This window comes from Akkermansia sp. BCRC 18949 (genome assembly GCF_045011645.1).
GTDB lineage: Bacteria > Verrucomicrobiota > Verrucomicrobiia > Verrucomicrobiales > Akkermansiaceae > Akkermansia > Akkermansia massiliensis.
The window spans coordinates 1,000,609-1,025,662 of the sequence record NZ_CP123619.1 but is presented as its reverse complement, the minus strand read 5'-3'; the positions used below and the strand labels follow the sequence as shown (position 1 = coordinate 1,025,662).

Annotated in this window: 24 protein-coding genes and 1 tRNA gene; 16 read left to right on the top strand and 9 right to left on the bottom strand. The window is 58.9% G+C overall.

The annotated features are described in order from the left end of the window. The first annotated feature begins 107 nt into the window (after positions 1-107). Positions 108-536, top strand: a complete 429-nt coding sequence (locus P8A25_RS04270) for a hypothetical protein (protein WP_215442748.1) — start codon at positions 108-110, stop codon at positions 534-536. 1,020 nt (positions 537-1,556) lie between these two features. Here P8A25_RS04270 and P8A25_RS04265 read toward each other — a convergent pair. Further along, positions 1,557-2,627 (bottom strand): hypothetical protein, encoded by a 1,071-nt coding sequence (locus P8A25_RS04265; RefSeq protein ID WP_215442749.1) that lies wholly within the window; start codon positions 2,625-2,627, stop codon positions 1,557-1,559. Between the two features lie 216 nt (positions 2,628-2,843). On the opposite strand from P8A25_RS04265, the gene P8A25_RS04260 reads away from it, so the two are divergent. The 8 genes from P8A25_RS04260 to P8A25_RS04225 all read left to right on the top strand — a co-directional run bounded on the left by P8A25_RS04260 (position 2,844) and on the right by P8A25_RS04225 (position 12,468). After that, positions 2,844-2,919, top strand: a tRNA-Glu gene (locus tag P8A25_RS04260). Positions 2,920-3,020: 101 nt separating this feature from the next. Then, positions 3,021-3,233 (top strand): sulfur carrier protein ThiS, encoded by a 213-nt coding sequence (gene thiS / locus P8A25_RS04255; protein WP_180971774.1) that lies wholly within the window; start codon positions 3,021-3,023, stop codon positions 3,231-3,233. Between the two features lie 42 nt (positions 3,234-3,275). Continuing rightward, positions 3,276-5,183 (top strand): DNA mismatch repair endonuclease MutL, encoded by a 1,908-nt coding sequence (mutL, locus tag P8A25_RS04250; RefSeq protein WP_215442750.1) that lies wholly within the window; start codon positions 3,276-3,278, stop codon positions 5,181-5,183. A gap of 428 nt (positions 5,184-5,611) precedes the next feature. After that, positions 5,612-7,564, top strand: coding sequence for an O-antigen ligase family protein (locus P8A25_RS04245; RefSeq protein ID WP_215442751.1), 1,953 nt, complete (start codon positions 5,612-5,614; stop codon positions 7,562-7,564). A gap of 70 nt (positions 7,565-7,634) precedes the next feature. Beyond that, a complete protein-coding gene (locus tag P8A25_RS04240) occupies positions 7,635-8,336 on the top strand; it encodes a hypothetical protein (protein ID WP_215442752.1) in 702 nt (233 codons plus the stop codon). Between the two features lie 480 nt (positions 8,337-8,816). Further along, positions 8,817-11,651 (top strand): autotransporter domain-containing protein, encoded by a 2,835-nt coding sequence (locus P8A25_RS04235; protein ID WP_404838775.1) that lies wholly within the window; start codon positions 8,817-8,819, stop codon positions 11,649-11,651. 175 nt (positions 11,652-11,826) lie between these two features. Further along, positions 11,827-12,183, top strand: a complete 357-nt coding sequence (locus tag P8A25_RS04230) for a DUF488 domain-containing protein (RefSeq protein ID WP_022396987.1) — start codon at positions 11,827-11,829, stop codon at positions 12,181-12,183. A 126-nt stretch (positions 12,184-12,309) separates the two neighbouring features. After that, positions 12,310-12,468 carry a hypothetical protein gene (locus P8A25_RS04225; protein ID WP_180971526.1) on the top strand — a complete coding sequence of 53 codons (159 nt, stop codon included), beginning with the start codon at positions 12,310-12,312 and terminating at the stop codon, positions 12,466-12,468. 97 nt (positions 12,469-12,565) lie between these two features. Here the strand turns inward: P8A25_RS04225 and hemC are convergent, their stop codons facing one another. The 7 genes from hemC to P8A25_RS04190 all read right to left on the bottom strand — a co-directional run bounded on the left by hemC (position 12,566) and on the right by P8A25_RS04190 (position 17,505). Further along, positions 12,566-13,501, bottom strand: coding sequence for a hydroxymethylbilane synthase (hemC, locus tag P8A25_RS04220; protein ID WP_180973721.1), 936 nt, complete (start codon positions 13,499-13,501; stop codon positions 12,566-12,568). Beyond that, positions 13,491-14,492, bottom strand: a complete 1,002-nt coding sequence (gene hemA, locus P8A25_RS04215; RefSeq protein WP_240454337.1) for a glutamyl-tRNA reductase — start codon at positions 14,490-14,492, stop codon at positions 13,491-13,493. Before hemA ends, hemC begins: the two co-directional genes overlap by 11 nt. Positions 14,493-14,512: 20 nt before the next feature. Beyond that, positions 14,513-15,271: a cytochrome c biogenesis protein CcsA gene (gene ccsA / locus P8A25_RS04210; RefSeq protein WP_022396982.1), complete on the bottom strand. Its 759-nt coding sequence runs from the start codon at positions 15,269-15,271 to the stop codon at positions 14,513-14,515. Between the two features lie 21 nt (positions 15,272-15,292). Beyond that, entirely contained in the window at positions 15,293-16,087 is a 795-nt protein-coding gene (folE2, locus tag P8A25_RS04205) for a GTP cyclohydrolase FolE2 (protein WP_102721342.1), read from the bottom strand. A 107-nt stretch (positions 16,088-16,194) separates the two neighbouring features. Further along, the gene (rpsR, locus tag P8A25_RS04200) at positions 16,195-16,440 is read right to left on the bottom strand and encodes a 30S ribosomal protein S18 (RefSeq protein ID WP_022396980.1); all 246 of its coding nucleotides are present in this window, start codon (positions 16,438-16,440) and stop codon (positions 16,195-16,197) included. A gap of 33 nt (positions 16,441-16,473) precedes the next feature. Continuing rightward, positions 16,474-16,647, bottom strand: a complete 174-nt coding sequence (gene rpmG, locus P8A25_RS04195) for a 50S ribosomal protein L33 (RefSeq protein ID WP_022396979.1) — start codon at positions 16,645-16,647, stop codon at positions 16,474-16,476. 33 nt (positions 16,648-16,680) lie between these two features. Further along, positions 16,681-17,505, bottom strand: a complete 825-nt coding sequence (locus P8A25_RS04190) for a TraR/DksA C4-type zinc finger protein (protein ID WP_215442754.1) — start codon at positions 17,503-17,505, stop codon at positions 16,681-16,683. Positions 17,506-17,728: 223 nt separating this feature from the next. On the opposite strand from P8A25_RS04190, the gene P8A25_RS04185 reads away from it, so the two are divergent. Genes P8A25_RS04185 through P8A25_RS04170 form a run of 4 tightly spaced genes read left to right on the top strand, consistent with a single transcriptional unit; the run spans position 17,729 to position 20,580 of the window. After that, the gene (locus P8A25_RS04185) at positions 17,729-18,688 is read left to right on the top strand and encodes an ROK family protein (RefSeq protein ID WP_022396977.1); all 960 of its coding nucleotides are present in this window, start codon (positions 17,729-17,731) and stop codon (positions 18,686-18,688) included. Positions 18,689-18,692: 4 nt separating this feature from the next. Continuing rightward, positions 18,693-19,670: an RsmB/NOP family class I SAM-dependent RNA methyltransferase gene (locus P8A25_RS04180; protein ID WP_102726802.1), complete on the top strand. Its 978-nt coding sequence runs from the start codon at positions 18,693-18,695 to the stop codon at positions 19,668-19,670. Then, entirely contained in the window at positions 19,667-20,173 is a 507-nt protein-coding gene (locus P8A25_RS04175) for a metallophosphoesterase family protein (RefSeq protein ID WP_102726803.1), read from the top strand. The genes P8A25_RS04180 and P8A25_RS04175 overlap by 4 nt, the downstream gene beginning before the upstream one ends. After that, positions 20,170-20,580 carry an NUDIX domain-containing protein gene (locus tag P8A25_RS04170; RefSeq protein ID WP_215442755.1) on the top strand — a complete coding sequence of 137 codons (411 nt, stop codon included), beginning with the start codon at positions 20,170-20,172 and terminating at the stop codon, positions 20,578-20,580. The genes P8A25_RS04175 and P8A25_RS04170 overlap by 4 nt, the downstream gene beginning before the upstream one ends. A gap of 456 nt (positions 20,581-21,036) precedes the next feature. Here P8A25_RS04170 and P8A25_RS04165 read toward each other — a convergent pair whose 3' ends face one another. Next, positions 21,037-21,189, bottom strand: coding sequence for a hypothetical protein (locus P8A25_RS04165; protein ID WP_180975926.1), 153 nt, complete (start codon positions 21,187-21,189; stop codon positions 21,037-21,039). 329 nt (positions 21,190-21,518) lie between these two features. Here P8A25_RS04165 and P8A25_RS04160 point away from each other — a divergent pair, with 329 nt between their 5' ends. From P8A25_RS04160 to P8A25_RS04150, 3 genes are all read left to right on the top strand, one after another. After that, a complete protein-coding gene (locus tag P8A25_RS04160) occupies positions 21,519-22,916 on the top strand; it encodes an efflux RND transporter periplasmic adaptor subunit (RefSeq protein ID WP_022396972.1) in 1,398 nt (465 codons plus the stop codon). Between the two features lie 66 nt (positions 22,917-22,982). Continuing rightward, on the top strand, positions 22,983-23,687 hold the full coding sequence (locus P8A25_RS04155) for an ABC transporter ATP-binding protein (RefSeq protein WP_022396971.1): 705 nt from the start codon (positions 22,983-22,985) through the stop codon (positions 23,685-23,687). Further along, positions 23,684-25,048: an ABC transporter permease gene (locus P8A25_RS04150; RefSeq protein WP_022396970.1), complete on the top strand. Its 1,365-nt coding sequence runs from the start codon at positions 23,684-23,686 to the stop codon at positions 25,046-25,048. Before P8A25_RS04155 ends, P8A25_RS04150 begins: the two co-directional genes overlap by 4 nt. The last annotated feature ends 6 nt before the right edge of the window (positions 25,049-25,054 follow it).

The window sequence follows — 25,054 nt, the reverse complement described above, 5'->3', positions numbered from 1 at the left end:
TTTACTTTCAAACGTTTACGCCTTTAGCGTAGCAAAAAACGTAGTAAACCTCTTGTTTTTAGCTCCACATTCGGAGCAAGTCTTGTCCCGGAAAGGGGGGGTACGGTATGAGTTCCAGCCCCTCTGTTATCCACGCTCAAGGAGACGCGCTTGACTACCTGTTGCATGCGCACGGAGAAACACAGGAGCAATGGAGCGCGCCTTTTGACGCCACGCCCATCCTCCCGGAACTCTCAAAAGCACTCTATGAATGCGGTCTAAACCACCATCAACTTGACGTGGTAAAAGAAGAAATAGCGGATGCCCGTTTGCATATCCTTATCGGTATTTTCACTATCCTTTTTCGTAACGGTCATCACCCGCAACGCGTTACCCGGAACGTTTACAAGCTTGCCAAACTCTACTGTCCAAAATCCGTAGAAAACTTGTCGCATTCTGACCTTGCTCTCCTGACCAGTGATACCATTTCCGCATCATCCATGCGGGCGCACGCCTGCAACGATTTCCTTGACTCCTTAACACCCGATCAAGCGTAAGCTCTTATCGGGAAATACGGGAAGACTGCCCTGCGCAAGCTTGCACAAGTATCTTGGACCAGCCGGAAGGCTCAAAAGAAATCCCGCAAAAAAAAGAAGCAGGACGCCCCCAAACCGCGCACCCGCAAACACCCGGAACTCAACCTTGATCTGTAACGGAAAAGGACGAAGATGGACACGAAAGCAAGATACCCCGCTATAAGCTCACCCAAGCTTCCAATAAACGCTTTTCCTTCCTGCTCAATTCCACTTATGGCGGCAAGACGTTCCAGTTAAATGACGGCCGCACCGTCAAATGGGACTCCCGCGGAAAAAAGCGAAGTAAGAAATACACTTTCCAAATTACTTGATAAAAGCTGATAAAAGCTGATAAGCTGATAATATTTATCTTGACAAAAAGTGGTTCTGGCACATATTGGCATTACTACTAGTTCGTGTATCGCATACACCTCTAAAAAATCGCCCCAGCCTGCGTCACCAGGCCGGGGCTTTCTTTTAGCTAGTCAGAACAATAATAAGTTCCATCAGCCGTACTACTAATTCGGGGTTAAGTATCACATGTTACACCTCCTTTCTTTAGTCCGGGACCAACCCGGCAATGCGGATATACAGGAATATCCCCTTTATTACAATTTATTTACAACCGCGCAAACTGAAAGTGCATCCAGTCATAATCCCGTTCCCGCCCCAGGGACACGCCGCCTTCATCTTCCACGAACTCCCAAAAGGCATCATAATCCGTTCCGGAAAGGCGTGCCTGCGGCCGATGAACTTTTAGGCCGTTATGGTCAGGGTCCATTCTACCGCAATCCCCCAAGAATGCATTGACGGCCGGCTAATGGTCATTCGGTAGCTTCCGCCATTGCGCCAGGCCGCCGCCCCTTGGCTTCTCAAGCTGCTGCCCGGACACAGGAAGTGCTGCACTCCTTGGCAAAAGTGACAGTTAGAGTTAGAGTTTAGACAACAAAAAAGCCGTACCCTGTGAGGACACGACTAGAGAGGGGAAGGCAATGTGACTTATCAGGCGTATCTATTTGTAAAAGAAAAAGAAATGAGCGTAAGAATTGCTAAAATTCCAATGATTGCGTATCCTGTGAATTGAGCGTTTCTCAGTCTTTGCTGATGCTTATCTTGAATATCCATTTTTTGCTTGTTGATGTCACGGCGGACGTCGCTAAGCCTGGTTTCTAAAGAATTTTTTGCTTCCAGTAGGTCGTTAATTGTGTTCTGAAGCTTTTTAACGGAGAGTTTGTGTTCTTCGTGGAGTTTTAGAAGGTCCTGGTGTGCTTTTTCTCCTACGGGCACTTTTGCCATGAATTCTTCAGAGTGTTCAAGGTGTGCAACTGGTTTATTATGCGGAGAGTTCAATTGCATAAATTTTTCTTCCGCCCGGTCCATTTGGACCAATTCTTTTTCCATAGTATCTATGGATTCCATGAGTTTTCTGTTTTGCAGGGCAACCGCTTTGTTCATGTTCCTGTGCTTTTTTTCCATGGCTTCCTTGGCTTCAATGATCGCATAAGAGGTTCCGCGGCCTCCAGCCCTTCCGCTTGCCATTGATGCGCGGGCGGCGGACCTCATAGCGTCTTCCCGTCTTGCTATGTCTTCCGTATCACGTTTAATGATGTCAGCAAGTTTCTTATTATTAAGAGTTATCTGTTGTTTATTTTTATCAAGTAATTTAGCTATTTCTGCCCGTCGTGTTTTAAAAGTCGCCAGCGTGACTTCCCATTCCTTAGCAGTTAATTCACGGTTAGCTAGTGCTGTTTCCACAGCGGCCTTTTTGCGGCGTAAAGCCCGTTCCGCGTTCTGTTGTGCTGTTCGTTCCTGTTGTGCTTGTGTTTGTTTGAGGATAGTTTCTAACGCATCCCTCTTGTTCCGGAATGTTTCTTCTTCCAGGTCAAGAGTGTCATAAGATTCCTTTAGCTTTCTCTCCAGATTATTGATTTTGGGCTCTGTAGTGAGTTGTAGCTTTTCCAGTTGAGAGTTCAGTTCATTTACGTTCTGGTCGTGTTGTACTGTCAAATGGTTATTGTACCATACTGTTCCAATGATGGCTAGGATAGTAAGGATGGATAGCAGATAGCGCATAGTTTTTGTAGCAGATACCGCCGTTATATATTGGCATTATTTGGCATGCAAGTTTTTTGTATTGGCTTGGTATTGGTGAATCAGGTTGTTTTCACACTTTCAAGAATGAGGGAGGGAACTCCCGTAAATACGCTTTTTTGCGGCCTTGGTTAAATAGTTCTTGCCTTTTGCGCGGTGGTTGTGTTTACTCCGTCGCGCAGTCCCTGCAAACCTAATGTCGCGTTCGTCTAGCGGTCTAGGACTCCCGCCTTTCACGCGGGCAACACGGGTTCGAGTCCCGTACGCGATGCCAGTTTTTTCTTTTCCTTCCGTCTTGAACCGGAATCTTTTTTACGCCATCCCCCCGGTATGTTTCTGGATTTTTCCACCCGTTGTGGTATGGTTACTTCCGCCATGGCAGCCCAGAACGAAATTACGCTGAACGGAGCCCCGTATGGACTGGCGGAACCCTGTTCCGTTTCCCGGCTTCTGGAACTCTTGAACATGAACGGCAAACCCGTCGTCGTGGAGCACAACGGCTCCGCGCTCCTGCCGCAGGATTTTTCCCGGATTACGGTTTCTCCCGGAGACCGGGTGGAAATCGTCTCCATCGTCGCCGGCGGCTAGGCTCCCTTTTTCCGTTACTTCCCTTCCCAATCCGTCACCGCCATGCCCTCCATCCACGTCATGTCCCCCACTCTTGCCAGCCAGGTGGCGGCGGGCGAGGTGGTGGAACGCCCCTCCTCCGTCGTGAAGGAGCTGGTGGAAAACAGCCTGGACGCCGGAGCCAGATCCGTGCGGGTGGAGATACGCCGCGGAGGCGTGGGCCTGATCAAGGTGACGGACGACGGCTGCGGCATGTCCCGGGAAGACGCGTGCCTGTGCGCCAAGCGGCACGCCACCAGCAAGCTTTCCTCCCTGGAGGACCTGTTTGAAATCACTCACCTGGGCTTCCGCGGGGAGGCCATTCCCAGCATTGCCAGCGTCTCCCGCTTCAAGCTCTGCACCAGGCAGCAGCAGGCGCTGGAGGGCTGGGAAGTACGCATCGACGGCGGGCTGGAGCACGAGCCGAGAAGTTCCGGCGTCTCCCCCGGCACCGCCATTGAGGTCTCCGACCTGTTTTACAATACCCCGGCCCGCCGCAAGTTCCTGAAATCCGCGGAGACGGAGGCCTCCCATGTGGAGCACCAGATACGCCTGCATGCCCTGGCCTATCCCCAGGTGCGCTTTACCTACAAGCGGGATGACCAGCTCGTCTTCGACCTTCCGGCCACGGCGGACCTGCGCGTCCGCATCTCCGCGCTGACGGATGCGGCTACGGCGGCAGCCCTGATTCCGATAGAAACGACCATCGGGCCCGGCATTTCCGTCACGGGCTTCCTGCTCCCGCTTTCCGAGGCCAGGCGCACCAGAAAGGGGCAGTACGTCTTCATGAACACCCGCCCCGTGGAGGAGCAGCTCATCAACCGGGCCATCCGGGACGGCTACGGCGGTTTTCCCACCGGGCTGCATCCGGCGCTCTTCCTGTACATGGAGGTGGAGCCCGCGCTGGTGGACGTCAACGTGCACCCCGCCAAGAAGGAGGTGAGGTTCCGCCGTTCCGCGGACGTGGTTAATACCATTGTGGAGGCGATTGCCAACACCCTCCAAAAACACGCCCGGCAGGAAATTCACGCTTCCGCCGCCGTGCCGGAGACGGACGGCGACCCTCCGGAACCGCCTTCCGCCGCGCCGCATGGGGAAACACCCTCCCGGGCGGACAATTCCCAGGCCTTCCCTCCGGCAAAACCCCGCACGGCCCCCGCTCCTTCCTCCAAACTCCCTTCCCTTTCTTCCCCCGCCCCCAGCAGGCAATCACGGGAGGCTGTTCCTCTTCCCCCCCTGCGCCCCATTCCCCTGAAGCAGGTTCCCGCCACCCAGGGGAAACTGGATTTCCAGCATCAGGCGGAGGGCGGCGGCGCAAGGGACGCCTGCGGAAAGGCCGCTCCGGAGAGGGACGCCACCGCCGGGTTCACCTATATGGGAACCCTCCGCCAGCAATTCGCCCTGTTTGAAACGCCGGAGGGCCTGGTGCTGATGCATCCCAGGGCCGCGCGGGAGCGCATCATCTTTGAACGGCTGCGGGCGCACCGGGAAGCGCCCATGCCGTCCCAGCAGCTTCTGGACCCGGTGATGCTGGACCTGGACCCGCGGGATTTTGCCGTTATCCAGCAGTTCGCACCCCACTTTGACCAGGCCGGAATGACCGTCACGCCCTTCGGCCAGAACACGATCAGGATAGAATCCCTCCCCGCCCTGCTGGAACTGGAGAATGTCCGCACCTTCCTGCTGGAGCTGGTGGACCGCCTCACCCAGTCCGAATTCAGCCGGAACGCCAAACGCATGGCTTATGAAACCTTCATCGGGGAAATCGCCAGGAAATCCGCCTGGAAGGAACGTATTTCCCCGCACCGCGCTCCGGCCATCCTGAAGGAACTGCTGGCCTGCGAAGTGCCGTACTGCACCCCGGGCGGCAAGCCCACGCTGGTGAATTATTCCATTCCGGAGATCAAGCGCAAATTCGGCATCCAGGCGTAACGGGCCGGGAAAGCGGAAGGCCGGATACCTGGTCTTTCAGCTCCACATTTGAAACGGAAGGCCGCGCAGAAGAGCAGCAGGCCTTTGCCGCAGCCGAAAGGAAACCGGGAGCCAGCGAAGGAATGTTCAAGAGAATGAAGGAATACGGTTTTTGAAAGTGCGGCCTTTGTCCGTGCATTCATTCAGAAGCATGCGGCGCTTCCTGAAAGCCTTCTTTCAAAACAGGGGGTAAATGCCATCCTTCCATGAAAGCCGTTTTTCACTCCATTCCTTTTATCTCCCTTTCCTCCCCCTTTTCCGGCCCATCCGGTTTTAACGCGCGGGCTGCCGCATCCATCCCGTCCTGTACGGAAGCTTGCTCTTGGCAAGGGGGGGTTCCCGCGTTTATAATGTTACCTTCCCTGTCGTCATCCAGCCCGTTCCCAGCCATGCCAGACCCCGCCCCCAGCAAGCCTTCCGCACCACGCATTGCTGAAACCGCCGCCGGAAAAGCCCTGATGGCCCTGCTGGCCCTTTTTTACACTTTCCTGGCGACAACGGCGGCAGGAGGGGAATGGCACACCCTTTTTCTTCCCGCCTGCCTTCTGGCGGCGTCCCTTCTGCTGTTCTGCTTCTGCATCCTCCGGGGGTACAAGATTCCCAGCCCCGGACTGCCGGGATGGCTGGCGCTGGGGCTGGGAGGCGGCTATTTCCTCCTGCGGGCGTGGTTTTCACCCTGGTTTTACTATGAGGGAGTGGCGGACCTGGGCCTCATCGTCACGGCCATGGCCATGTTCATGGCGGGGGCGTATGCCGGAGCCGGGAATGGGGAAAGGAGCGTTCTTCCCGTGCTGGCGGCGGCGCTGGGATTGCTGAACGCCCTGCTGTGGGGGTACCAGAACATAACGGGGACGGAGGCCTCCTGGTTCAGGCCGGATTATTCCCTGTTCGGAACGGAGCTGCGCAACATCGGGCTGTTCGGGTACAAGAATTTTTCCGCTCATTTCCTGTCCGTCACGGGATTTTTCCTCTGCGCGTACAGCATGGCTTCCGCCAGGAAATGGAGCATCAGCCTGTTCACGGGTCTGGCGCTCATTCTCATTTCCTTCACCTGCAGTTCCCGCGCCGCCTTTCCGAATGCGCTGGCTGGCGTCACCCTGTGCTTTTTCATTTATACCTCCAGCGTTTTCCGCAATAACAGAAAATTTTATACGGCGGCCATCCTGTTCATCCTGCTTCTCTTCCTGGGAGCGGCTTATGCCGTGCTGGACCTGGCCAACGGAGCCGGAAAGCTGGCCTCCCTGCTGGATACGTTCTCCTTCGGGAGCCGTCTGGACCTGTCCAGACTGGCGTGGGCGCTGGCGGACCAGGCCCCATGGTTCGGCCACGGCAGCCGGATGTTCACCAACCTTTCCACGGAATTTTTTGCCGGGGCCAGCCTCCCCAATTTCGCCCACCATGAGTACGCGCAGGCCGCCTGTGACTACGGCTATGCCGGGCTGGGGCTGATGCTGGCCCTGCTGGCCCTGTTCCTCGTTTCCGGCTTCTGGAGCGTGCTCCAGCTGGGGGGGGAGCGCCAGCGCGCCAATCCCCTGGGGCCGGCGGCCTTCTGCGTGCTGTGCATCGCCGCCTTCCATGCCTATGGGGAGTTCATCTGGCACAATCCGGCATTGCTGGGCGCCAGCGCCCTGTGCTGCGGCATTACCTGCACCGCCTCCCTTTCCCGGGTGAAGGCCTCCCGGCGCGCCGGACGCTGGTTCCAGGCCTCTGCCGCGCTGCTGCTGGCGGCGCTGGCCCTGTGCTACGCGTTCCGGGCTTTCCCGGTCTGGAAGGCCTCCCTCCGGGCCGTTCCGGTTTCCTCCAACGAACGGCTTCCCATGCTGGAAGAGGCCGCTTCCAGCAGCCTGGACCCGGACCTGGTGCGGCGCAGCATCCTGCATGCCGTGGGCAGTCCTGCCGCTCCAGACGAGGCGCGGCTCAGGGAACTGGAACGGCAGGAGGAAGAGGCGGAATTGCGGAGTCCCGGCAATCACGGCCTGGCAGCGGCCAAAAGCCTGCTTTACATCCGCCAGGGGCGCCTTGCGGAGGCGGAGAGGCTGCTGCGCCCCTATGTGGAGAGTCCCGGCAGGTTTGACGACCGCATGTTCGCCTGGACCACCATTTACAGTAATATGCTGTATTCCTGGAGCGCGGCCATTGCGGCCCAGTCTCCGGGGCAGGCCCTGTCCATGGCGCTGACGGCCCAGCGCCTGATGTCCGCCCAGACGGATCAATGGCTGTTTCACGGCTCTCTGAATCCCCAGGTCAGGAAGGAACACGACCTGCGCCTCAGCGAGCTCAAGATGCTGATCCTGACGCTGCAATACCGCGGAGCCGTACCCGATGCCTCCTGGCGGAAGTAGGGGCGTCCTGATATTTTCAGGCCAACCCCGTTCCTGCGTTTTCTAAAATGAAGTTCTGATAAAAAGAAATATGAAATACTTGAATCAAGAAATAGAAAACGAATTAAGAAACCGGGGAGCGGAATTGATACGTTTTGTCAGCATATTCCATTTAGACGAAAAGCAAAACAGGCAACTCCCGAACGCCATTGTCTTTGTACTCCCGCTGACCGCAGAGTATGTCAGGACGGTATTTGATACTCCCGATTACGTACAAGCGCGGATAGATAACAATTACGATTTCGATGATGATGAATTTTCACAAACTGAACATAAGGCGGGGGAAATAGCAGACGATTTAGCCGGGTTTATTGCCGGAAAGGGTTATAAAGCCATATCGCAATCCGATACGGGGCTGGTGGCTGATGACGTATTCAATGATGAAACCAAAGAGTCAGTATTACCTCATAAAACAGTCGCGCTACTTGGCGGATTAGGGTGGATTGGAAAAAACAACCTGTTAATTACTCCCGAATATGGCGCAGCACAATGTCTCGGTACGGTTTTAACTGATGCTCCACTGGAAACGGTATTACATGAACCTCCATTTCCAAAGTGCGGAAGGTGCAGCGCTTGTGTCAATATTTGCGAGAGAAAAGTTCTTAAAGGTAAAATTTGGAGCATCTCTGTTTCAAGAGATGAGATCGTTAACATATATGGATGCAGCACCCGCCTGAAATGCCTTGTGCATTGTTCCAGAACACAAATATATAAAAAGAGGAATATTAAATAAAGAGTTTCAGGATTTATGCCGGTGAACTATTCCTGAAATGAAACAGGCGACTGGATAATCGTGTGAATCAAGCAATTATCCCGCGCGGAGCGCCAGTTTATTTCCCTTGAATTCCCCGGACAGTTTCTGACGAAGAAGGAAAACCCGCGCCCTTCATTCATTTAGCCCATGCTTTGGAGCAGGCCTTCAATGTTACTTCCGGTCCAGCAGCTTATCTCTCCAGGGTAATTTTATAAAATTTCTGTATTCATCGGATTTTCAATCCGTTGTCAACAATAATTCATTTAAGGCAAGATTTTTTAAGCCTTATCCGGTACGCTTATTCACTTTTTCCGGACAGGAGGAGAAATAGGATGAAAGAGAAATAAACCCTTGGTTTCAAGTTCATAACGCTGCCTCTGCGGATTGAAAATCCCCCAGGCTTCGGGAAGTTTTGCGGACACAGCCGCAAAACCCAATCCAAGAACAAATTCCAAATCAATGACTCCGAGACTTCCTCTCCCCCTCCTCGCCGCCCTGCTCCTGTCACAGGCCGTGCCCCATGCAGCCGCTTCCAGCCCCATTTCCTGGGATGACCTCGTTCGGGACTGGCAGGACGAGTCCATCACTGAAACGGTACTTGACCTGAGCGGGGACGGTTCCGTTGCAGAGGTGACAGGCAACGGGGGCGCCGTCACCGTCTCCCAGGGAACTTCCCTGGCGTTGAATGGGGGCCACCACACCATCTCCTCCACCAAGCAGAGCGCCCAGGTTTTCACCAGCAGGGCGTTTGACAACCGCGGCACACTGGAAATCAGCGACTGCACCATCACCGGCAATTTCAATACCGCCGTGAGCTGGTTTTCCTCTTCCTCCGGCGGCTCCATCGCCAACGGTGAGAACGCCAGGCTGATTCTTTCCGGATGTTCCTTTTCCAATAACGGAATGGTTTCCCAGACAGACGGAGAAGGAGGCGCGCTTGCCGGGGCGGCAGGTTCCGTGATGAGTATCCAGGGGTGCGATTTCACCAATAATTACGTCTCCTTCCATGAACCGTGTCTGAACAGCCCCCAGCAGTACGGCGGCGCCATTGCCAGCTTTGGCGCCGTTACCCTGAGCAACTGCCGTTTCTCCGGTAATTACACTTCTTACCTGAATGCCGGGGCCAATGGCATGAGCACGGCGGCGGGAGGCGCCGTCTCCATGGCCACGTACGGGGCGCGCCTGGAAGGGGATGCCCTGGAATTCCACGGGAATTACGCCATGGGCTATGCAGCCTCCGGTGGAGCCGTGAACTTGAATAACAATGCCTCCATCAAGCTGAGCAATGCCGCTTTTACGGGGAATTATGCCTTCTGCACGGCTAATTCCACCAGCGCAGGCCGTGCGTGGGGAGGCGCGCTCAACCTGGAATCCGGGTCCACGGGCACGCTTGTTTCCTGCGTCTTTAACGGCAACCATGCTTCTTCCATGACGGAGACGGCATCAGGAGGGGGAGCCATCCACAATTTTATCGGCTGCACGCTGACGCTGGTGAATTGTTCCTTTTACGATAATTACGCTTCTTCCGCAGATGCGTCCCTGGCGCAGGGGGGAGCCATTGCGAATGAAGGGCGGCTCCGGATTATCGCCAACGGGCGGGACAGCATTTTCCGAGGCAACAGGGACCACGTTCCGGCACTGGGGGGCGGCGGCGCTTCCAATGCCATCCACTCCCTGTTTTCCACCGGCATCGCCCTTTACGCCGGGAACGGCGGCTCCCTGGTCTTTTACGACGGCATCCGGGGGGAGAACGACAGGAACATGTTGACGATCAACAAGCCCGGTGCGGAAGGCTATCCCGTGGACGGAACCGTCTTTTTCAAGGACGGAGCTTCCATTGACGGATTCAACACGGAATTGTACCAGGGAAGCCTGTGCATGGGGGAGGGAACGGCCATCCGCGGCTCGCTGGATGCATGGCAGGGAAGCAGTTTCATCATTGAAGGCTTTACGACGATGGACGGCCAGTACAGCGTGCATGCCGTGAAGCCGGGTGCCGCCCATACCGTGCTCGTCAGGATGACCGATTCCATGGCGGCGGCCACGGAAGAGAATCCCGTATGGAATTTTACGGAAGGTTCCTCCATCGCCGCCTTTGCGGGTTCCCTGGAGTTCGTTCTGGACGTCAGCCGCCTCAGCATTCCCTATGATGAATTGCACCCCTTCATTTTTTCCCATGAGGGGCAGACGCAGGAGCTGATGGACAGCGTCAACGGAGCCAAAAGCGTGCGGCTGGTGGATGCCGACGGGTGGAGCTACAGCGTGGACGGTTCCTTTTTCGATTACCTTTCCGGACAGAATAGAGGCATTGTTCCTTCCGGACCGGACACGGGGGGCTGGCGGCCCCCGTCCGGCGTGGGAGGCGTGCAGGGCAATTCCCAGTGGACCGCCGTGCGCAGCCTCCGCAGTTTTGCAGAGGCCGCCAGAACCAGGGAGGGAGAACGGCTGAAGCCGGACGGGCGCGCGGCTTTCTGGATCACGGCCACGGGGGATTATTTCACCCAGGCCTCCCAGGCCGCGGCGGAAGGCTACCGCTTCCGCTCCCACGGGTATTCCGTGGGCGGGAGTTACGATCTTTCCCCGGTCTGGACGGCGGGGGGAGCCTTCGGCCAGAGCTTCGGGACGAACGATGTGAACAATGACCTGGGCAGCTTTGACCAGGACGCCGTCATGGCCCTTTTCCAACTGGCGCGGTCCGTGCAGGTGAACGCGGAAGATTCCCTGCTTCTGGGCGTGCAGGGGGGCTATGGCTCCGCCCGCAGCAAGGGGGGCGTTATTTCCCCGGACCTGGCCGGAGACCGCCTGGAAAGCTCATGGAAGGACAGAACCTGGCTGCTCGACGTACAGGGAGCATGGACAAGGAGGCTGAACCGGAAAACGCGGCTGGGCCTTTATTCCGGCCTCCAGTACGCGGGGAGCGTTCAAAGCGCCTCCACCGCCGCAGGGGAACGCCATGCCTACCATCTGGAAGACAGCTCCGCGAATGTCCTGCGCGGCCGCCTGGGGGTGGAGTTCCACCGGAACGGCTCCCTGCTGGGACGGGAAGCGGCAGGCTACGTCCGCACGGGAATCGCGCACGATCTGGACCGGAAAACGCCGCATGTTTCCGTACGTGGAACCTCCCGCTCCTGGACGGCCATGGCCGTCAACCCTGGCCGTACCGTCCTGGAGGCTTCCGCCGGATTCCATGTCAGCCTGTCCGGCAACTGGAGCGCGGGCGTGGATTACAGTCTGGAAGCCGGCAACCGGCAGCTGAACCAGAGCGGAAGAGCAGGCGTTATGATGGGATTTTAAGTGTCTTCAGCCACATGTTCTCCGGCACTGTTCCCTCTCCGGAACGGTGCCGTTTTTTTGCCGTTTTCCCCATCACCAGGCCGTTTCCATTCACGGCATCGGGCGGCGCATGTCCCGACGCAGCTCAACAAAAGCAAGCCTTGCCCGCTCTATTCCTTCATCAGACTTTTTTCGTATGAATATAACCATCAAACGAATTTATGACCCGAAGGAAACCGGAGACGGCTACCGCGTGCTGGTGGACCGTCTCTGGCCCCGCGGGATTTCCAAGGAAAAGGCTTCCTGGGATGAATGGCTGAAAAATGTGGCTCCGTCCACGGCGCTCCGCCAGTGGTTTGCGCATGATCCGGCCAAATGGGACGCCTTCCGCCGGAAGTATGACGAGGAACTGGACGGGAACAAGGAGGCCGTTTCCCATCTGCTCCAGCTCGCGCGGAAAGGGAAGCTTACATTGCTGTACTCCGCCAGAAATACGGAGCACAATGAAGCGGCGGCCCTGAGGGATTATCTTATGCAGCGGTCTTCTTCATAAGCAGGCGCGCATTTTTGAACAAGCGCCGTTTACAGGCCCAAATGCTGTCACAGGGACCTATGATATGGCCGGATTTCTTCTCTCGTTCATGAACAGGCGAAGAAAATGGAAAGGAGGTGAAACAACATGGCAAGTAGTTCCCACATGGGTGGAAATCACAAAGGCGGTTCTTCCAAGAAGCGCTCCGAAACCACCACGAACAAAACCGGGCAGCGCGTCAAGCGCGATGCTTCAACCGGGCAGTTTATGAGCGATAAAGGCTCAAGCTCCAAGGAAAAACATTAATTCCCCGTGAGCTCTCTGCTTAATTCAGGTTCCGGACTTGGTCCGGAACCTTTTTTTATCCCTGTCCGCTCCGGAAAAAGCGGAAGAGCGCACCCCGTCAGCGCAGGTCCAATTCTTCAAACGCACGAAGGCCGAGGACCCCGGGCTCCTTCCGGTCCCCGCGGACCACCACGGCAAAAGGTTCTTCCCTGCCTGGCGCGTAGTACGCCGCACGCAGGACCAGTTCATGCCCTTCCAAACGGGCGTAAACGCCCACGGGCGTGGAACAGCTCGCTCCCAGGCGCACCAGGAAGGCGCGTTCCGCCAGAGCGCAGGCGAAGGCTTCCGGATCGCTGACTCCTGCCAGCATTTCCATCGTCTCCCGGTCGGAAGAGCGGCATTCCATGCCCACGATGCCCTGCCCCACGGCGGGAATGAAGGCTTCCACCGGCAGGGGGCGCATGTAGAGCTTCCTCCCCTCCACAAGGGTTTCCGGCGCATACAGCCCCAGGCGTTCCAGTCCGGCCCTGGCCAGAATTACGGCGTCCCAGCCGGGATGCTCCGCCAGCTTCGCCAGGCGCGTGGGCACGTTGCCCCGCAGGTCTTCAAACCGGAGGCCGGAACCCCAGTACGTGCGCGCCATCAGGCGGCGGCGCACGCTTCCGGTAGCCAGCGTGCCGGAGCCGTTCCAGTCTGGCTCCCTCGTAATGAGCACGTCTTCTACGGCGGCGCGGGGCAGCACGGCGGCCAGCGTGAAACCGGGGGCCAGCTCGCTGGGCACGTCCTTGAGGCTGTGCACCGCCACGTCAATGCGGCCTTCCAGGAGGGCGGTTTCCAGTTCCTTGATGAAGATTCCCTTGTCCACGATGCCGGAAACGCGGGCCACGTCCGCCAGCGGCACGTCCGTGCGGCGGTCCCCGGTGGTATGGATGATTTCCCGGCGCACGTCCAGTTCCGGATAACGGAGGGAGAGGGCGGCCCGGACCATGTCCGCCTGGGCCAGCGCCAGGGCGCTCCCGCGGGTGCCGATGATAAGGGTGTTTTTACTGGTCATAAAGCGCGGAGTCCGGAAAGTATTTGGAGATGTTGTCCTGGATGATGGCCTCGCACCGGGAGACTTCCTGCTCCCGGCTGCGCTTGGCTTCATCCGCCAGCTGGGTGAGGGTGTCGATATCGTAGAGGTACACCTCGTCAATATCCGCCACGTCCGGAGAGATGTTGCGCGGCACGGAGATGTCAATCAGGAAGAGGGAGCGGTACTTGCGGGGCGCGCGCAGCGGCAGCAGCGTCTCCCGGGTGATGATGCAGTGGGGGGCGGCGGTGGCGGCCACCACCACGTCAATGTCCCTGAGGTAGTCCCCCCACACGTCGTACCGGATGGCCTGGCCGCCGATCATGCCCGCCAGTTCCACCGCCCGGTCAAAGGAACGGTTGGCTACATAGATGCCCTCCGCCCCGCGGGCGTGCAGGGCGCGGCCCGTGACGCGGCTCATCTCCCCGGCTCCCAGGATGAGGACGCGGGTGCCGGAAAGGTCGCCGAAGATTTGTTCCGCCAGCTCCACGGCCACGGACCCCACGGAGGTGGCTCCGGCGTGAATCTGGCTGTCCGTCCGCACCCTCTTGCCGATGGTGAAGGCTTTCTGGAAGGTCTTGTTGGCGCAGGCCGCGGTCACTCCGGCGTCCAGCGCCATCTGGTAGGCCGTCTTCACCTGCCCGAAGATTTCCGTTTCCCCCAGCACCATGGAGTCCAGCCCGCTCAGGACGCGGCACAGGTGCTCCAGGGCATCCGCCCCCAGATGGCTGTAAAAGTGGGAGGCCATGTCCACGTTCCCGCGGCCCGCTCCCAGGAAGTGGGACAGGATGTGTTCCTGCGCGCTTTCCGGCCTGTCAGACCAGTAGTAGATTTCCATGCGGTTGCAGGTGGAAAGCACCACGCACTGGTCCACGTCCGGCAGGGAGCGGATGCGCCGCCCCTCCTCCTGGAGCCTGTGGGACGGCACGGCAAAGCGCTCCCGTATTTCCACGGGAGCGGTCCGGTGATTCAAGCCTAAACAAACCATTCTCATCAGCTTACCAGGAAAATGCTCATGGATGCAATAAAGAGGGCCACACAGCAGTAGGCCAGGGCGCGCCCCGGCATGCCGCGGCGGTAGATGAACCACAGCAGAATGCTATAGCCCAGCGTCAGCAGAATGACGATGGAGGTTTTGGCCCCGTTGATGGGGAGATGCCTCTGCCAGCCGAGCCATTCCCCGGCCAGAAGCAGGAGGAACGCCACCAGAACCAGGCGCTTCATGCTGGCTTCCAGCGTGCGGATAGGGGGCAGAAGACGGCAGGTGCCGGGTATCTGCCGCCTTTTGAGGCATTCGTTCTGCATGCAGAACGCCACGCCCGCAGCGGCGGCCAGGCCTCCGGCTCCGTAGGACATCATGGCTACGCCCACGTGCGCCGTCACCCAGAAGTCATGCGTGCCCTGCACATCCGCGCCGTACAGGCCGATCAGCAGGGAAAGCGCCGTCAGCACGGCAATGGCCGGAGCGGTGAAGATGCCCAGCACGGACATGCGGTAGGCGCGCCCCAGAAGAAGGTAAAAGAGGTTGATGGTCCAGGAGAGGAAGAAGAGCACCTCCGACGCGCCGCGGATGGGGCACATCCCCGTCTGGTACGCCTTGACGCAAAGCGCCCCCGTCTGGAGCGCAAAGAGGCACGCCATCCAGAGGTGGGCGTATAAAAACCGGCGGCCGGAGGCCAGCAGGCGCCAGCCAAGCCCCGTAAAAGCCAGGGACAGGACGAGAGATGCAATGGCCCACCAGTTGTCGTTCATAAGTCCTGTACGGAAAGCAGCTCAGGAACGCAGGTCCCGTTCAATGACGGCATACGCCTGGTGGTTGTGGATGGATTCAAAGTTTTCCGCCTCCACCCGGTACCAGCTGAAAGCGGAGTGGCTCTGCGTTTTCAGCGCCACGTTGCGCACCAGGTCTTCCACAAAGACGGGGTTTTCATAAGCCTTTTCCGTCACCCATTTTTCATCAGGCCTTTTCAGCACGCTGTACAGGGAACAGCTGGCGCAGGATTCCACCAGGTCAATCAGGTCTTCAATCCAGACGGGCCGGGAGGCGAAGCGCACGGAGTAGGTGACCAGCCCGCGCTGGTTGTGGGCCCCATAGGCGCTCATGGCCTTGGAACAGGGGCAGAGCGTCGTCACCGGGACGACCACCGTCAGCTTGAAGTCCGCCAGCTTGTTGTCCGCTTCCGCCTCCATCTCAAACCGGACCACGTAGTCCATGAGTCCTTCAATTCCGGTTACGGGGGCGTTTTTGGCGCGGAAGAACGGAAACTCCATTTCCACATGGGAGCGGCGCGCGGACAGGCGGCGGAGCAGTTCCCGGGGAATGGCCAGGGCCGTATGCACGTCCAGCAGGGGGCCGTGCTGGTGCAGGGCCTCCACAAAGCGGCTCATGTGCGTGCCCTTGAATTCCTCCGGCAGGTCCACCGCCAGGGAAACCGTCGCCACGGTGGACTGGATGCGGTTGAGCTTGTCCTGGATCTGGATGGGAAAGCGCAGTCCCTTGACGCCCACCCGGTCAATGGAGATATTGCGCGTATCCGTCTCGGACTGGGTATCTTTCAGTTCCTGCATGCGGAAGGAGGATGTTGGCTGGAAATAAAGCGGGAGTCTGCCCTGTTACCGGACAAACTCCCGCCTGCAAAGACAATTTCTACCGAAAGAGATTTCCTTGGGGCTTGTTACGGCAGAAGGTTGATGGAACGGGCCCGCTTGATTTCACGGGTCACCTTGCGGTGCATCTTGGCGGACAGCCCGGTCACGCGGCGGGGAAGAATCTTGCCGGTTTCAGAGGTGAACTTGGACAGGAAATCGGGGTTGAGCAGATCGACCTGATCCATCGGGATGTCGAGACGGCGGCGCGGCATCTGGCGATTGCACGTGCGGAAACGAATACGACGTTCTACAGTCTTGGGTTCAGTGGACATAGTAATAAAGATAATCGATGAGCTGGACCGCGGTTAACGCATTTCACGATGAAGCGTGCGGCGCTTCAGGAAAGGATTGTACTTAACCTTTTCCAGGCGGCCGGGGGTACGCAGGCTCTTCTTGTTGCGCGTGGTGACGTAGCGGGACGTAGGCTTTCCTTCGGCTTTAGCCTCGGTGCATTCGAGGATGATGATGTCTCTTGGCATGATGAAAATGTGTTACGGGGGAGGATTTATACACTATTCTTCGTCATCGTCAAGAGAAACAGATAAATCTACATCATTTTGTCCTCCCGCAAAGCCCAGGGCCACTCTGGGGCGGAACCGGGCGTTCTGCCCTTTTTCCTTTTCCCACTGGGCCTGGCATTCCACCGTGAGCCGCGCGAAGGGAATGGCCTCCAGCCGCAGGATGGGAATGACCTTGTATGACATTTCACAGATGCCGTACGTTCCGTTGTCAATGCGGGCGAGCGCCTGTTCAATCTCATACAGGCCGTCCTGTTCCTTGGAAAGCAGGCTGAGCGCAAAGTCGCGGTCATAGGCGTCGCTCCCGGCATCCGCCTGGTGTTCCCCGGAGCCGGAGGCTTCACTGCCTTCCGGATGGTTCCGGAGGGTGTCGCGGGCCACGCCGCTCATGTTGTCCAGGGCCCTGTCGCGCAGGTCCATCAGATGCTGGCGCTGCATCTGCACAAAGGGTTCCCATTCCGGATTGGCGGCCAGTTCAGCCTTGGCGGCGGCGATGGCTTCCGTCTGCTCATCCGTCAATTCATTCTTTGCGGCAGCGGGAGCCGGGGCGGCGGGGGAGGAAGCGGTTTTTCTGGCCGGGGCCTTCCGGGCCGTTTTCGGTTCCGTCTTCTTTTCCACAGCAGCCGCGGGGGCAGCGGCCTTTTTGGCGGGCTTGGCGGCTTTTTCCGGTTCAACGGCCTTTTTCCTGCAGCACTTTTTCCTGGCGGGCGCCTCCTGCTCTACAGCGGTCTTGCAGGCGGACTTCCCGCAGGTCTTTTTCTTGGGGGCCGGAGCTTCCTTGGCGACGGTCTTGCTATCGGTTTTCTTGGGAGTAGGCATAGGAGGTGTCTCTATGGGCTGAGGTTGACGATGTTTCACGAACAGCGGGCGAAACCGCCCAACTGACTAGACTATGAGACACTACAAGCGCTCAAATGTTCATTCAAGAAAATTCAGCTATGAAACAAGTCATTTTTCCCGCTGCCCCGCCTGCCGTTTTTTTAACGGAAGCATACTTCTTTTAACCTTTTCAATGCCCGGCAAAATTCTATATTGGTACCATATGACAGCTTCAACCATTCCCTCCATCGGCATTGACTTCGGGGGCACCTCCATCAAGCTGGGGGTCGTCAAAGGCACGGAAGTGATCGCGCACGCGCCTTCCATCGCCACCCAGGAATACGGCAATCCCGACCAACTGATTGAAGCCATCGCCCAGTTCGTGAACATGCTGCGGCTGAACCATCCGGAAGTGCAGGCCATCGGCATGGGGATGCCCGGCTTCGTCAATTTTTACCAGGGCACCGTTTATACGCTCACCAACGTGCCCGGCTGGAACAACGTTCCGGTAAGGGACATGCTCCAGGCCGCCTGCGGACTGCCCGTGTACGTGGAGAACGACGCCAACTGCATGGCCTACGCGGAGTGGAAGCTGGGAGCCGGAAAGGGGAAAAGGCACCTGGTCTGCCTGACCCTGGGCACCGGCGTGGGCAGCGGACTCATCGTGAACGGGGAGCTCCTGCGCGGGGCCACCTGCTCCGCCGGGGAACTGGGCCAGACCAGCATCGACTACCGGGGGCGGCTGGGCCATTACGGCAACCGCGGTTCCCTGGAGGATTACGTGGGCAACCGGGAAATAGCGGCGGACGCCCGCACCCTGTACGCCAGCCACGGCGTTGACAAGGCCATTGTGGACTGCAACCCCATCGCCCTGGAACGGGCCGCGCTGGCAGGGGACGAAGTAGCCGCGCAGGTCTGGCGCGACCTGGCCGTAAAGCTTTCCTGCGCGCTGATGAACTGCTGCTACCTCCTGAACCCGGAGGCCATCATCATCGGCGGCGGCGTGGCCAAGGCCAAGACCCTGCTCTTCCAACCCCTTCAGGAGATCATGAAGACCCAGCTTGCCGCTCCGCTGGTGGAGCATCTTGAAATCCTCCCCGCCCAGTTCGGCACGGAGGCGGGTATCCTGGGGTCCGCCCATCTGGCGCTCAACACCCATTTCGGCGAAACGTTCCGGGCCTGATCTCGTGTCCACCTCCCAAATACTGAGGCTCACCCGCAAGCTGGAGCTGACAGCGGAACAGGAGCAGGATTTTCTGGACGCCATGCAGGCAGGGGACCGTTCCAGAAGCGCGCTGGTCATCACCCCGAAAGCTCCGGAAGGCTACCTGCCGCCTCTGCCGGCGGAGGAAACGCCGCGGGACTGGGGCCACCCTTCCATCCTGGCGCTCCCGGCGGGAGAAGCGGAGGCCAGACCCGGCTCCCTGCCGGACTACGAACGCGGCTATTACTATCCCCTGGACCTCTCTTCCGTCTGGGAGACGGCTCCGCTGGCGCATCTGCCGTTCCGGCCGGAACGCTGCCTGGACATGTGCGCGTCTCCCGGCGGGAAAAGCATTCTGGCCCAGACGCGGACCGCCCCGCGGGAGCACGTCTCCAACGAGGTGCACCCGAAGCGCCTGGGCATTCTGCGCCACAACCTGCTGCGCTGCGGCTTCACCGGCGTATATACCCAGCGTCTGCGCCCGGACCAGTGGGCGGAGCTGGCCCCGGGCTGCTTTGACCTCATTCTGGCGGACGCCCCGTGCAGCGGTCAATCCCTGCTGGCCAAGGGCATTCCCAACCCCGGCTGCTTCAACCCCTCCGTCACCGGGGGCAACGCCAAGCGGCAGCGGGGCATTCTGCTGGCGGCCCTCCAGTGCCTGGCGCCCGGAGGCTATCTGCTGTACACCACATGCACTTACGCCCCGGAGGAGAACGAACGGAACGTCCTGTACCTGCTGAAACGCTGTCCGGACCTGCGGACCGCAGCCGTGCCGGAGCTGGAGCCTTTCCGTTCCGCCCTGACTCAGGAGGCCTGCTACCGGCTCATGCCTTTTCACGGCGCGGGCGCAGGCGGCTTCACCTGCCTGCTGCGCCGGGAGGGAGAGCATGCGCCCCTGCCTCCCCTGCCGGACGAATTGAAGGCCTGGCCCATCCATGCCATGAACCGATCAACACCATGAAGATAGGCGTTTTTTCCGACATGCACGACCGCACGGACCACCTGGAGCTTGCGATGCGCCAGATGCGCCTGCTGGACTGCGGACATTTCATGTTCCTGGGCGACTGCACCACCCCGGAGAGCTTCCAGCGCCTGATTGAACTGACGGGGGGCCTCCCTCTGGACGCCGTTCCGGGCAACAACGACTACGAGCTTGCCATCATGCGCCAACTGGCCGCCTGCTCCCCGGCGGCGCGCCTGCACCCGGAACACGTCCTGCTCACCAGGTACGGCATAAAGTTCTCCCTCTCCCACTATCCCAAATACGCCATGCAGGAAGCGCGCAGCGGCAGTGTGGACGCCGCCCTGTACGGCCACACCCACCAGGCCGTGCGGGAAATGTACCGCGGGTGCCTGCTGGCCAATCCGGGGGAACTCCAGGGCAGGACCGGCCGCATCGGCTTCGGCATTCTGGACACGGATTCCCGCATCATGAACCTGCATTCTCTGGATTTCAACGCATGATGAACATCCTGGACGTCTGCTGCGCCCTGATTGAACTGCCCTCCGCACAAGGAACCCTTCTCCTGGGAGCAAAAAAGAAAGCGGGGCAGTCCAACGGGCTTCTTTATGAATTCCCCGGCGGAAAGGTGGAACCCGGAGAGAACGCCCGGGACGCCATCATCCGGGAAATACGGGAGGAACTGGGATGCGCCGTCCATCCCGTCCGCATGCTCACCCCCGTCCGGCACCGGGAATGGGAACGCATCATCCGCCTCATCCCCTTCCTGTGCCGTCTGGAGCCCTGCGCCCTGCCCCGGCCCCTGGAACACGAAAGCCTGGGCTTCTTCTCCGGCCGCATGCTGGAAAAACTGCCCTGGGCTCCCGCAGACCTCCCCGTTTTAAGGCAGTGGATGGAAGAAAACCGCTGACAAAACGGCAGCCCGTTCAGCTTCAACCACTCCGCGGAGGATTGCCTGCGCATGTCTGAAAAGATTCCAAAAACACCTTGGATCATTCCCCCTTCTGGGGTATATAAGGTGGTGGCTGCTGCACTCGTCATTACCTGGCAAAGTGGCCCGAACCGATATTACAACCTAATGGGGGCAGCCCCGACGCAGGGCTGACTACGTCCTATACCGGAAAAGTCAAAACAGCGGCGGAAGTCCCCGCTCTATTGAGGCACGGGAACGTGGCTCACAGCCAGAGACGGTGCAGCGGTGTCTTTCTCTTTCCCTTGCAGCCGGGAACCCCGCCGGGGCCTGTTTTCCCGATGGCCCCCTCTTGAATCCGCACCGGAATCAAAGCATTCCGGCACGGTTGCTTTTATTGCTTTTCCCCGCACCTCTGCGCCCCACGGCATTTCCTGGCAGGAAGCGCACGCGCGCTTAAAAGGAACGCATGCGCGCGTTCGCCACCATGGCCTTCAAATATTTCCGGGCCTTCCGCTCCCGCTCCTTCTCCTTCCGGGGCGGCCGGGAGGAGCGGCAGAAGGAATGAAGCAGCCTGAACATCAGGTCAAATAAATCGTTCTTGTACATATGGTTGATTGGTTGTTTCCGGATCGTGCGATCCTTCATCTTGTATCCAGCAAGAAGCGTGCCAATTTTTACCCATGGATGAAACACGATGGTTATCAATTCATTCCTGGGACCATTCCGGAAACGGCCTTCCTCCATATTCTTACAAATCCGTAAAAAAGGGACAGCCCATTACGATAATGTAATATTGTTAGTTTATAAATAACAACTGTTAACGAACAAAATAAACCCTTAGACATTTCCTGAAATCATGGTAGGATCACGCCCTGTTGCGAAAAAGTTTTTAACATCTGTGCAACTTTTTCATTATTGCGAAGTATATTATAGTCGTGAAGGGATTCATCAAACTCATCATCGTCATTGCCGTTCTCGGAGGCATCTGGTTCGCCTGGGAACAGTGGAAGGGGAACGAAGCGATCCAGGTGGACTACCAGACAGAGCCTCTTGAGAAGGGGGACCTGATGATCACCATTGACGCGACCGGCGTCACGGAACCTGATGAACTGGTGGACGTGGGCGCCCAGGTCAGCGGCATCATCATGGAGTTCGGCAAGGATCTGGACGGCAAGGTGGTGGATTATTCCAGCCCGGTGAAGGCGGGCCAGATGCTCGCGGAAATCGACAAGCTGCCCGTGCAGCTGGACGTTCAGCGTGCGGAAGCCTCCAAGGCGCAGGCCATCGCCGGAATCGCCCGCGCCAAGGCGGACATCCAGCAGGCCAAGGCCAAGCACCAGCAGGCCAGGCTGGACCGCGAACGCGCGGAAAAGCTGGGGCCAGGGGATGCCCTTTCCAAGTCCAGCTACGACCAGTACATTGCAGATGAAGAGACCGCACGCGCCAACGTGGCTGTGGCGGAAGCCTCCCTGCAGGAAGCGGAAGCCTCCCTGAAACAGGCGGAAGCCGCGCTTAAGAAGGAAATGCGCAACCTGGAATACACCACCATCCAGTCCCCGGTGGACGGCGTGGTGGTCAAGCGCCTGGTCAACATAGGCCAGACGGTGGTTTCCAGCATGAGCGCCTCCAGCCTGTTTTACATTGCCACGGACCTTTCCAAGCTGAAAATCTGGGCCGCCGTGAATGAGGCGGACATCGGCAGCATCCGCAAGGGGCAGGAAGTCCTGTTCACCGTGGACGCCTTCTCCGGCCGCAAATTCAAGGGAACAGTGGACAAGATACGTCTGGACGCCACCATGACCTCCAATGTGGTCACCTACATCGTGGACATTGACGTGCCCAACCCGGACAAGCTCCTCATCCCCTACCTGACGGCAAACGTTCAATTCGTGGTGGAGGACATCCGGGACGCCTTCCTCGTCTCCAATGCCGCGCTCCGCTTCCGTCCGGAAACGGAACTGGTCAGCGCCGAGCAGAAGGCGGCCTTTGAACGGATGCAGCCGGAACTGGCCGCTCCCGCCCAAAACGGCCAGAAGAAAAAAGCCGTGGTCTGGGAACTGCGGGACAATCTTCTTTACCCCCACCTGGTTACCAGGGGGGAAAGCAACGGCATGCTGACGGCCATCACGGGAGAAACGCTCCGGGAAGGCATGGAAATCGTCTCCACGGCGCAGATACTGAACCGCTCCGGCAACTCGGAGGACGGAGCTTCCGCCTCCGCCGGCGGGGAAAATCCGTTCGCGCCCAAGATGCCGCCGCGCCGCAAGCCGAGCACGGGCAACACGAAGGCTCCCTCCGCCTCCGGCAACGGCGGGCCGCCCCCGCCTCCCTGATCCGGGGAAACGCCTCCATCCACCCGCTCAACCATTCCTTTTTACCGCTTCAAGCACTACAACAACGTGATCCGCTTACGTGACATAACCAAGGTGTACCACCTGGGGGAAATAGACCTTCAAGTGCTCAAGGGCATCACCCTGGACATCAAGGAGGGGGAATTCGTCTCCCTCACGGGGGCTTCCGGTTCCGGAAAGTCCACCTTGATGAACATCCTGGGCTGCCTGGACCGCCCCACCTCCGGCCATTACTACATCGCCGGGGAAGACGTAGCCAAATTCAACGCCGCAGAGCGCGCCACGCTCCGGAACAAGCGCATCGGCTTCGTCTTCCAGAACTTCAACCTGCTCTCCCGCACCACCGCGCTGGAAAACGTGATGATGCCTGCCGTGTACGCCCACCCCACCCTCAGCATGAAGGCCATGCGCGAACGTTCGGTGGAGCTGCTGAACCTGGTGGGCCTTTCCGACCGCATGGACCACACCCCGGCCCAGCTCTCCGGCGGCCAGCAGCAGCGCGTAGCCATCGCCCGCTCCCTCATCAACAACCCCAGCATCCTGCTGGCGGACGAACCCACGGGGAACCTGGACTCCACCACCTCCAAGGAAGTGCTGCACATGTTCAAGGACCTGAACCGCCGCCAGGGAATCACGGTCATCCTGGTGACGCACGACCCCAAAATAGCCGCCTTCACGGACCGGGCCATCAACATGGCGGACGGCCTCATCTGCGAAGGGATTTCCGACACGCTAAGCAAGGACGACGTATGAAATTCCTTCCTCTCCTTAAAACCTGCATCAAGGCCCTGGTGCGCAACCCCATGCGCGCGGCGCTCACCATCCTGGGCATCATCATCGGCATTGCAGCGGTGATCGCCATGGTGGAAATCGGCCAGGGGTCCACGCTCCAGATTAAAAACACCATCGCCTCCATGGGGGCGGATACGCTGAACATCCGCCCCGGCGCCATCTCCAAGAGCGGCGTCAATACCGGCGCAGGCGGCCGGGCCTCCCTGACCAACGCGGACTGCGAGGCCATCGCGAAGGACTGCCCCATGGTCCTGCGTGCCACGCCCGTAGTGCGCGCCAGCGGCCAAGTCATTTACGGCAACAAGAACTGGAGCCCGGAAACCGTGGAAGGCGGTTCCGTGGAATACCTGAAAATCAAGAGCTGGTATGACATGGACCGCGGCCAGCCCTTTTCCGAGGAAGACGTGGAGCAGGCCAGGCGCGTGTGCGTCATCGGCCAGACGGTAGCCAGGGAGCTCTTTGGGGATGAAGACCCGCTGGGCAAGGACATCCGCATCAAGAACGTCATGTTCAAGGTCATCGGCATCCTCCAGAAAAAGGGCGCCAACATGATGGGCCGCGACCAGGACGACTCCATCATCCTGCCCTGGACGAGCATCCGCTACCGCCTCCAGGGCCTGGGCGGCGGTTCCGCCTCCACTTCCTCCGGCAAATCCACCACCACCTTCAACCGGGCGGACAAATACACCGCCAATTCCGTGGATTACTACACGGAAACCACGGACCAGCCCTACACGGACGCCCCCCACCCGCGGCGCTTCAACAACATTGACTCCATCATGGCGCAGATTGCGGACCCGGAGCGCTCCTCCGAGGCGATCGACCAGATCACGGAAGTCATCCGCGCCAAGCACAACCTCAAGGACGGCCAGCTGGACGACTTCCGGGTATGGGACATGGCTGAAATGTCCCGCGCCATGAGCAGCACCACGGAGGTAATGACCAACCTGCTGATGATCGTGGCCATGATCTCCCTGGTCGTAGGCGGCGTGGGCATCATGAACATCATGCTCGTCTCCGTCACGGAGCGCACCAAGGAAATCGGCCTGCGCATGGCGGTGGGCGCCCGTCCGCAGGACATCATGCGCCAGTTCCTGCTGGAAGCGGTTCTGCTCTGCGTGGTGGGCGGCGCGCTGGGCATCGCGCTCGGCAAGGCCATCTCCATCATCGTCAGCCGCACCATGAACTGGGCCACCGCCTCCTCCCCGGAAGCCATGGCCCTGGCGGTGGGCGTCTCCGTGTTCATCGGCCTGGCCTTCGGATGGTACCCGTCCTGGAAGGCGTCCAAGATGGACCCCATCGACGCCCTGCGACACGAATAACACCTT

What these genes read in the sequence shown, in the direction of transcription:
- P8A25_RS04270 (WP_215442748.1), top strand. Translation starts at nt 108, where the DNA reads ATGAGTTCCAGCCCCTCTGTTATCCACGCTCAAGGAGACGCGCTTGAC.
- P8A25_RS04265 (WP_215442749.1), bottom strand. Translation starts at nt 2,627, where the DNA reads ATGCGCTATCTGCTATCCATCCTTACTATCCTAGCCATCATTGGAACA.
- thiS (WP_180971774.1), top strand. Translation starts at nt 3,021, where the DNA reads ATGGCAGCCCAGAACGAAATTACGCTGAACGGAGCCCCGTATGGACTG.
- mutL (WP_215442750.1), top strand. Translation starts at nt 3,276, where the DNA reads ATGCCCTCCATCCACGTCATGTCCCCCACTCTTGCCAGCCAGGTGGCG.
- P8A25_RS04245 (WP_215442751.1), top strand. Translation starts at nt 5,612, where the DNA reads ATGCCAGACCCCGCCCCCAGCAAGCCTTCCGCACCACGCATTGCTGAA.
- P8A25_RS04240 (WP_215442752.1), top strand. Translation starts at nt 7,635, where the DNA reads ATGAAATACTTGAATCAAGAAATAGAAAACGAATTAAGAAACCGGGGA.
- P8A25_RS04235 (WP_404838775.1), top strand. Translation starts at nt 8,817, where the DNA reads ATGACTCCGAGACTTCCTCTCCCCCTCCTCGCCGCCCTGCTCCTGTCA.
- P8A25_RS04230 (WP_022396987.1), top strand. Translation starts at nt 11,827, where the DNA reads ATGAATATAACCATCAAACGAATTTATGACCCGAAGGAAACCGGAGAC.
- P8A25_RS04225 (WP_180971526.1), top strand. Translation starts at nt 12,310, where the DNA reads ATGGCAAGTAGTTCCCACATGGGTGGAAATCACAAAGGCGGTTCTTCC.
- hemC (WP_180973721.1), bottom strand. Translation starts at nt 13,501, where the DNA reads ATGACCAGTAAAAACACCCTTATCATCGGCACCCGCGGGAGCGCCCTG.
- ccsA (WP_022396982.1), bottom strand. Translation starts at nt 15,271, where the DNA reads ATGAACGACAACTGGTGGGCCATTGCATCTCTCGTCCTGTCCCTGGCT.
- folE2 (WP_102721342.1), bottom strand. Translation starts at nt 16,087, where the DNA reads ATGCAGGAACTGAAAGATACCCAGTCCGAGACGGATACGCGCAATATC.
- rpsR (WP_022396980.1), bottom strand. Translation starts at nt 16,440, where the DNA reads ATGTCCACTGAACCCAAGACTGTAGAACGTCGTATTCGTTTCCGCACG.
- rpmG (WP_022396979.1), bottom strand. Translation starts at nt 16,647, where the DNA reads ATGCCAAGAGACATCATCATCCTCGAATGCACCGAGGCTAAAGCCGAA.
- P8A25_RS04190 (WP_215442754.1), bottom strand. Translation starts at nt 17,505, where the DNA reads ATGCCTACTCCCAAGAAAACCGATAGCAAGACCGTCGCCAAGGAAGCT.
- P8A25_RS04185 (WP_022396977.1), top strand. Translation starts at nt 17,729, where the DNA reads ATGACAGCTTCAACCATTCCCTCCATCGGCATTGACTTCGGGGGCACC.
- P8A25_RS04175 (WP_102726803.1), top strand. Translation starts at nt 19,667, where the DNA reads ATGAAGATAGGCGTTTTTTCCGACATGCACGACCGCACGGACCACCTG.
- P8A25_RS04170 (WP_215442755.1), top strand. Translation starts at nt 20,170, where the DNA reads ATGATGAACATCCTGGACGTCTGCTGCGCCCTGATTGAACTGCCCTCC.
- P8A25_RS04165 (WP_180975926.1), bottom strand. Translation starts at nt 21,189, where the DNA reads ATGTACAAGAACGATTTATTTGACCTGATGTTCAGGCTGCTTCATTCC.
- P8A25_RS04150 (WP_022396970.1), top strand. Translation starts at nt 23,684, where the DNA reads ATGAAATTCCTTCCTCTCCTTAAAACCTGCATCAAGGCCCTGGTGCGC.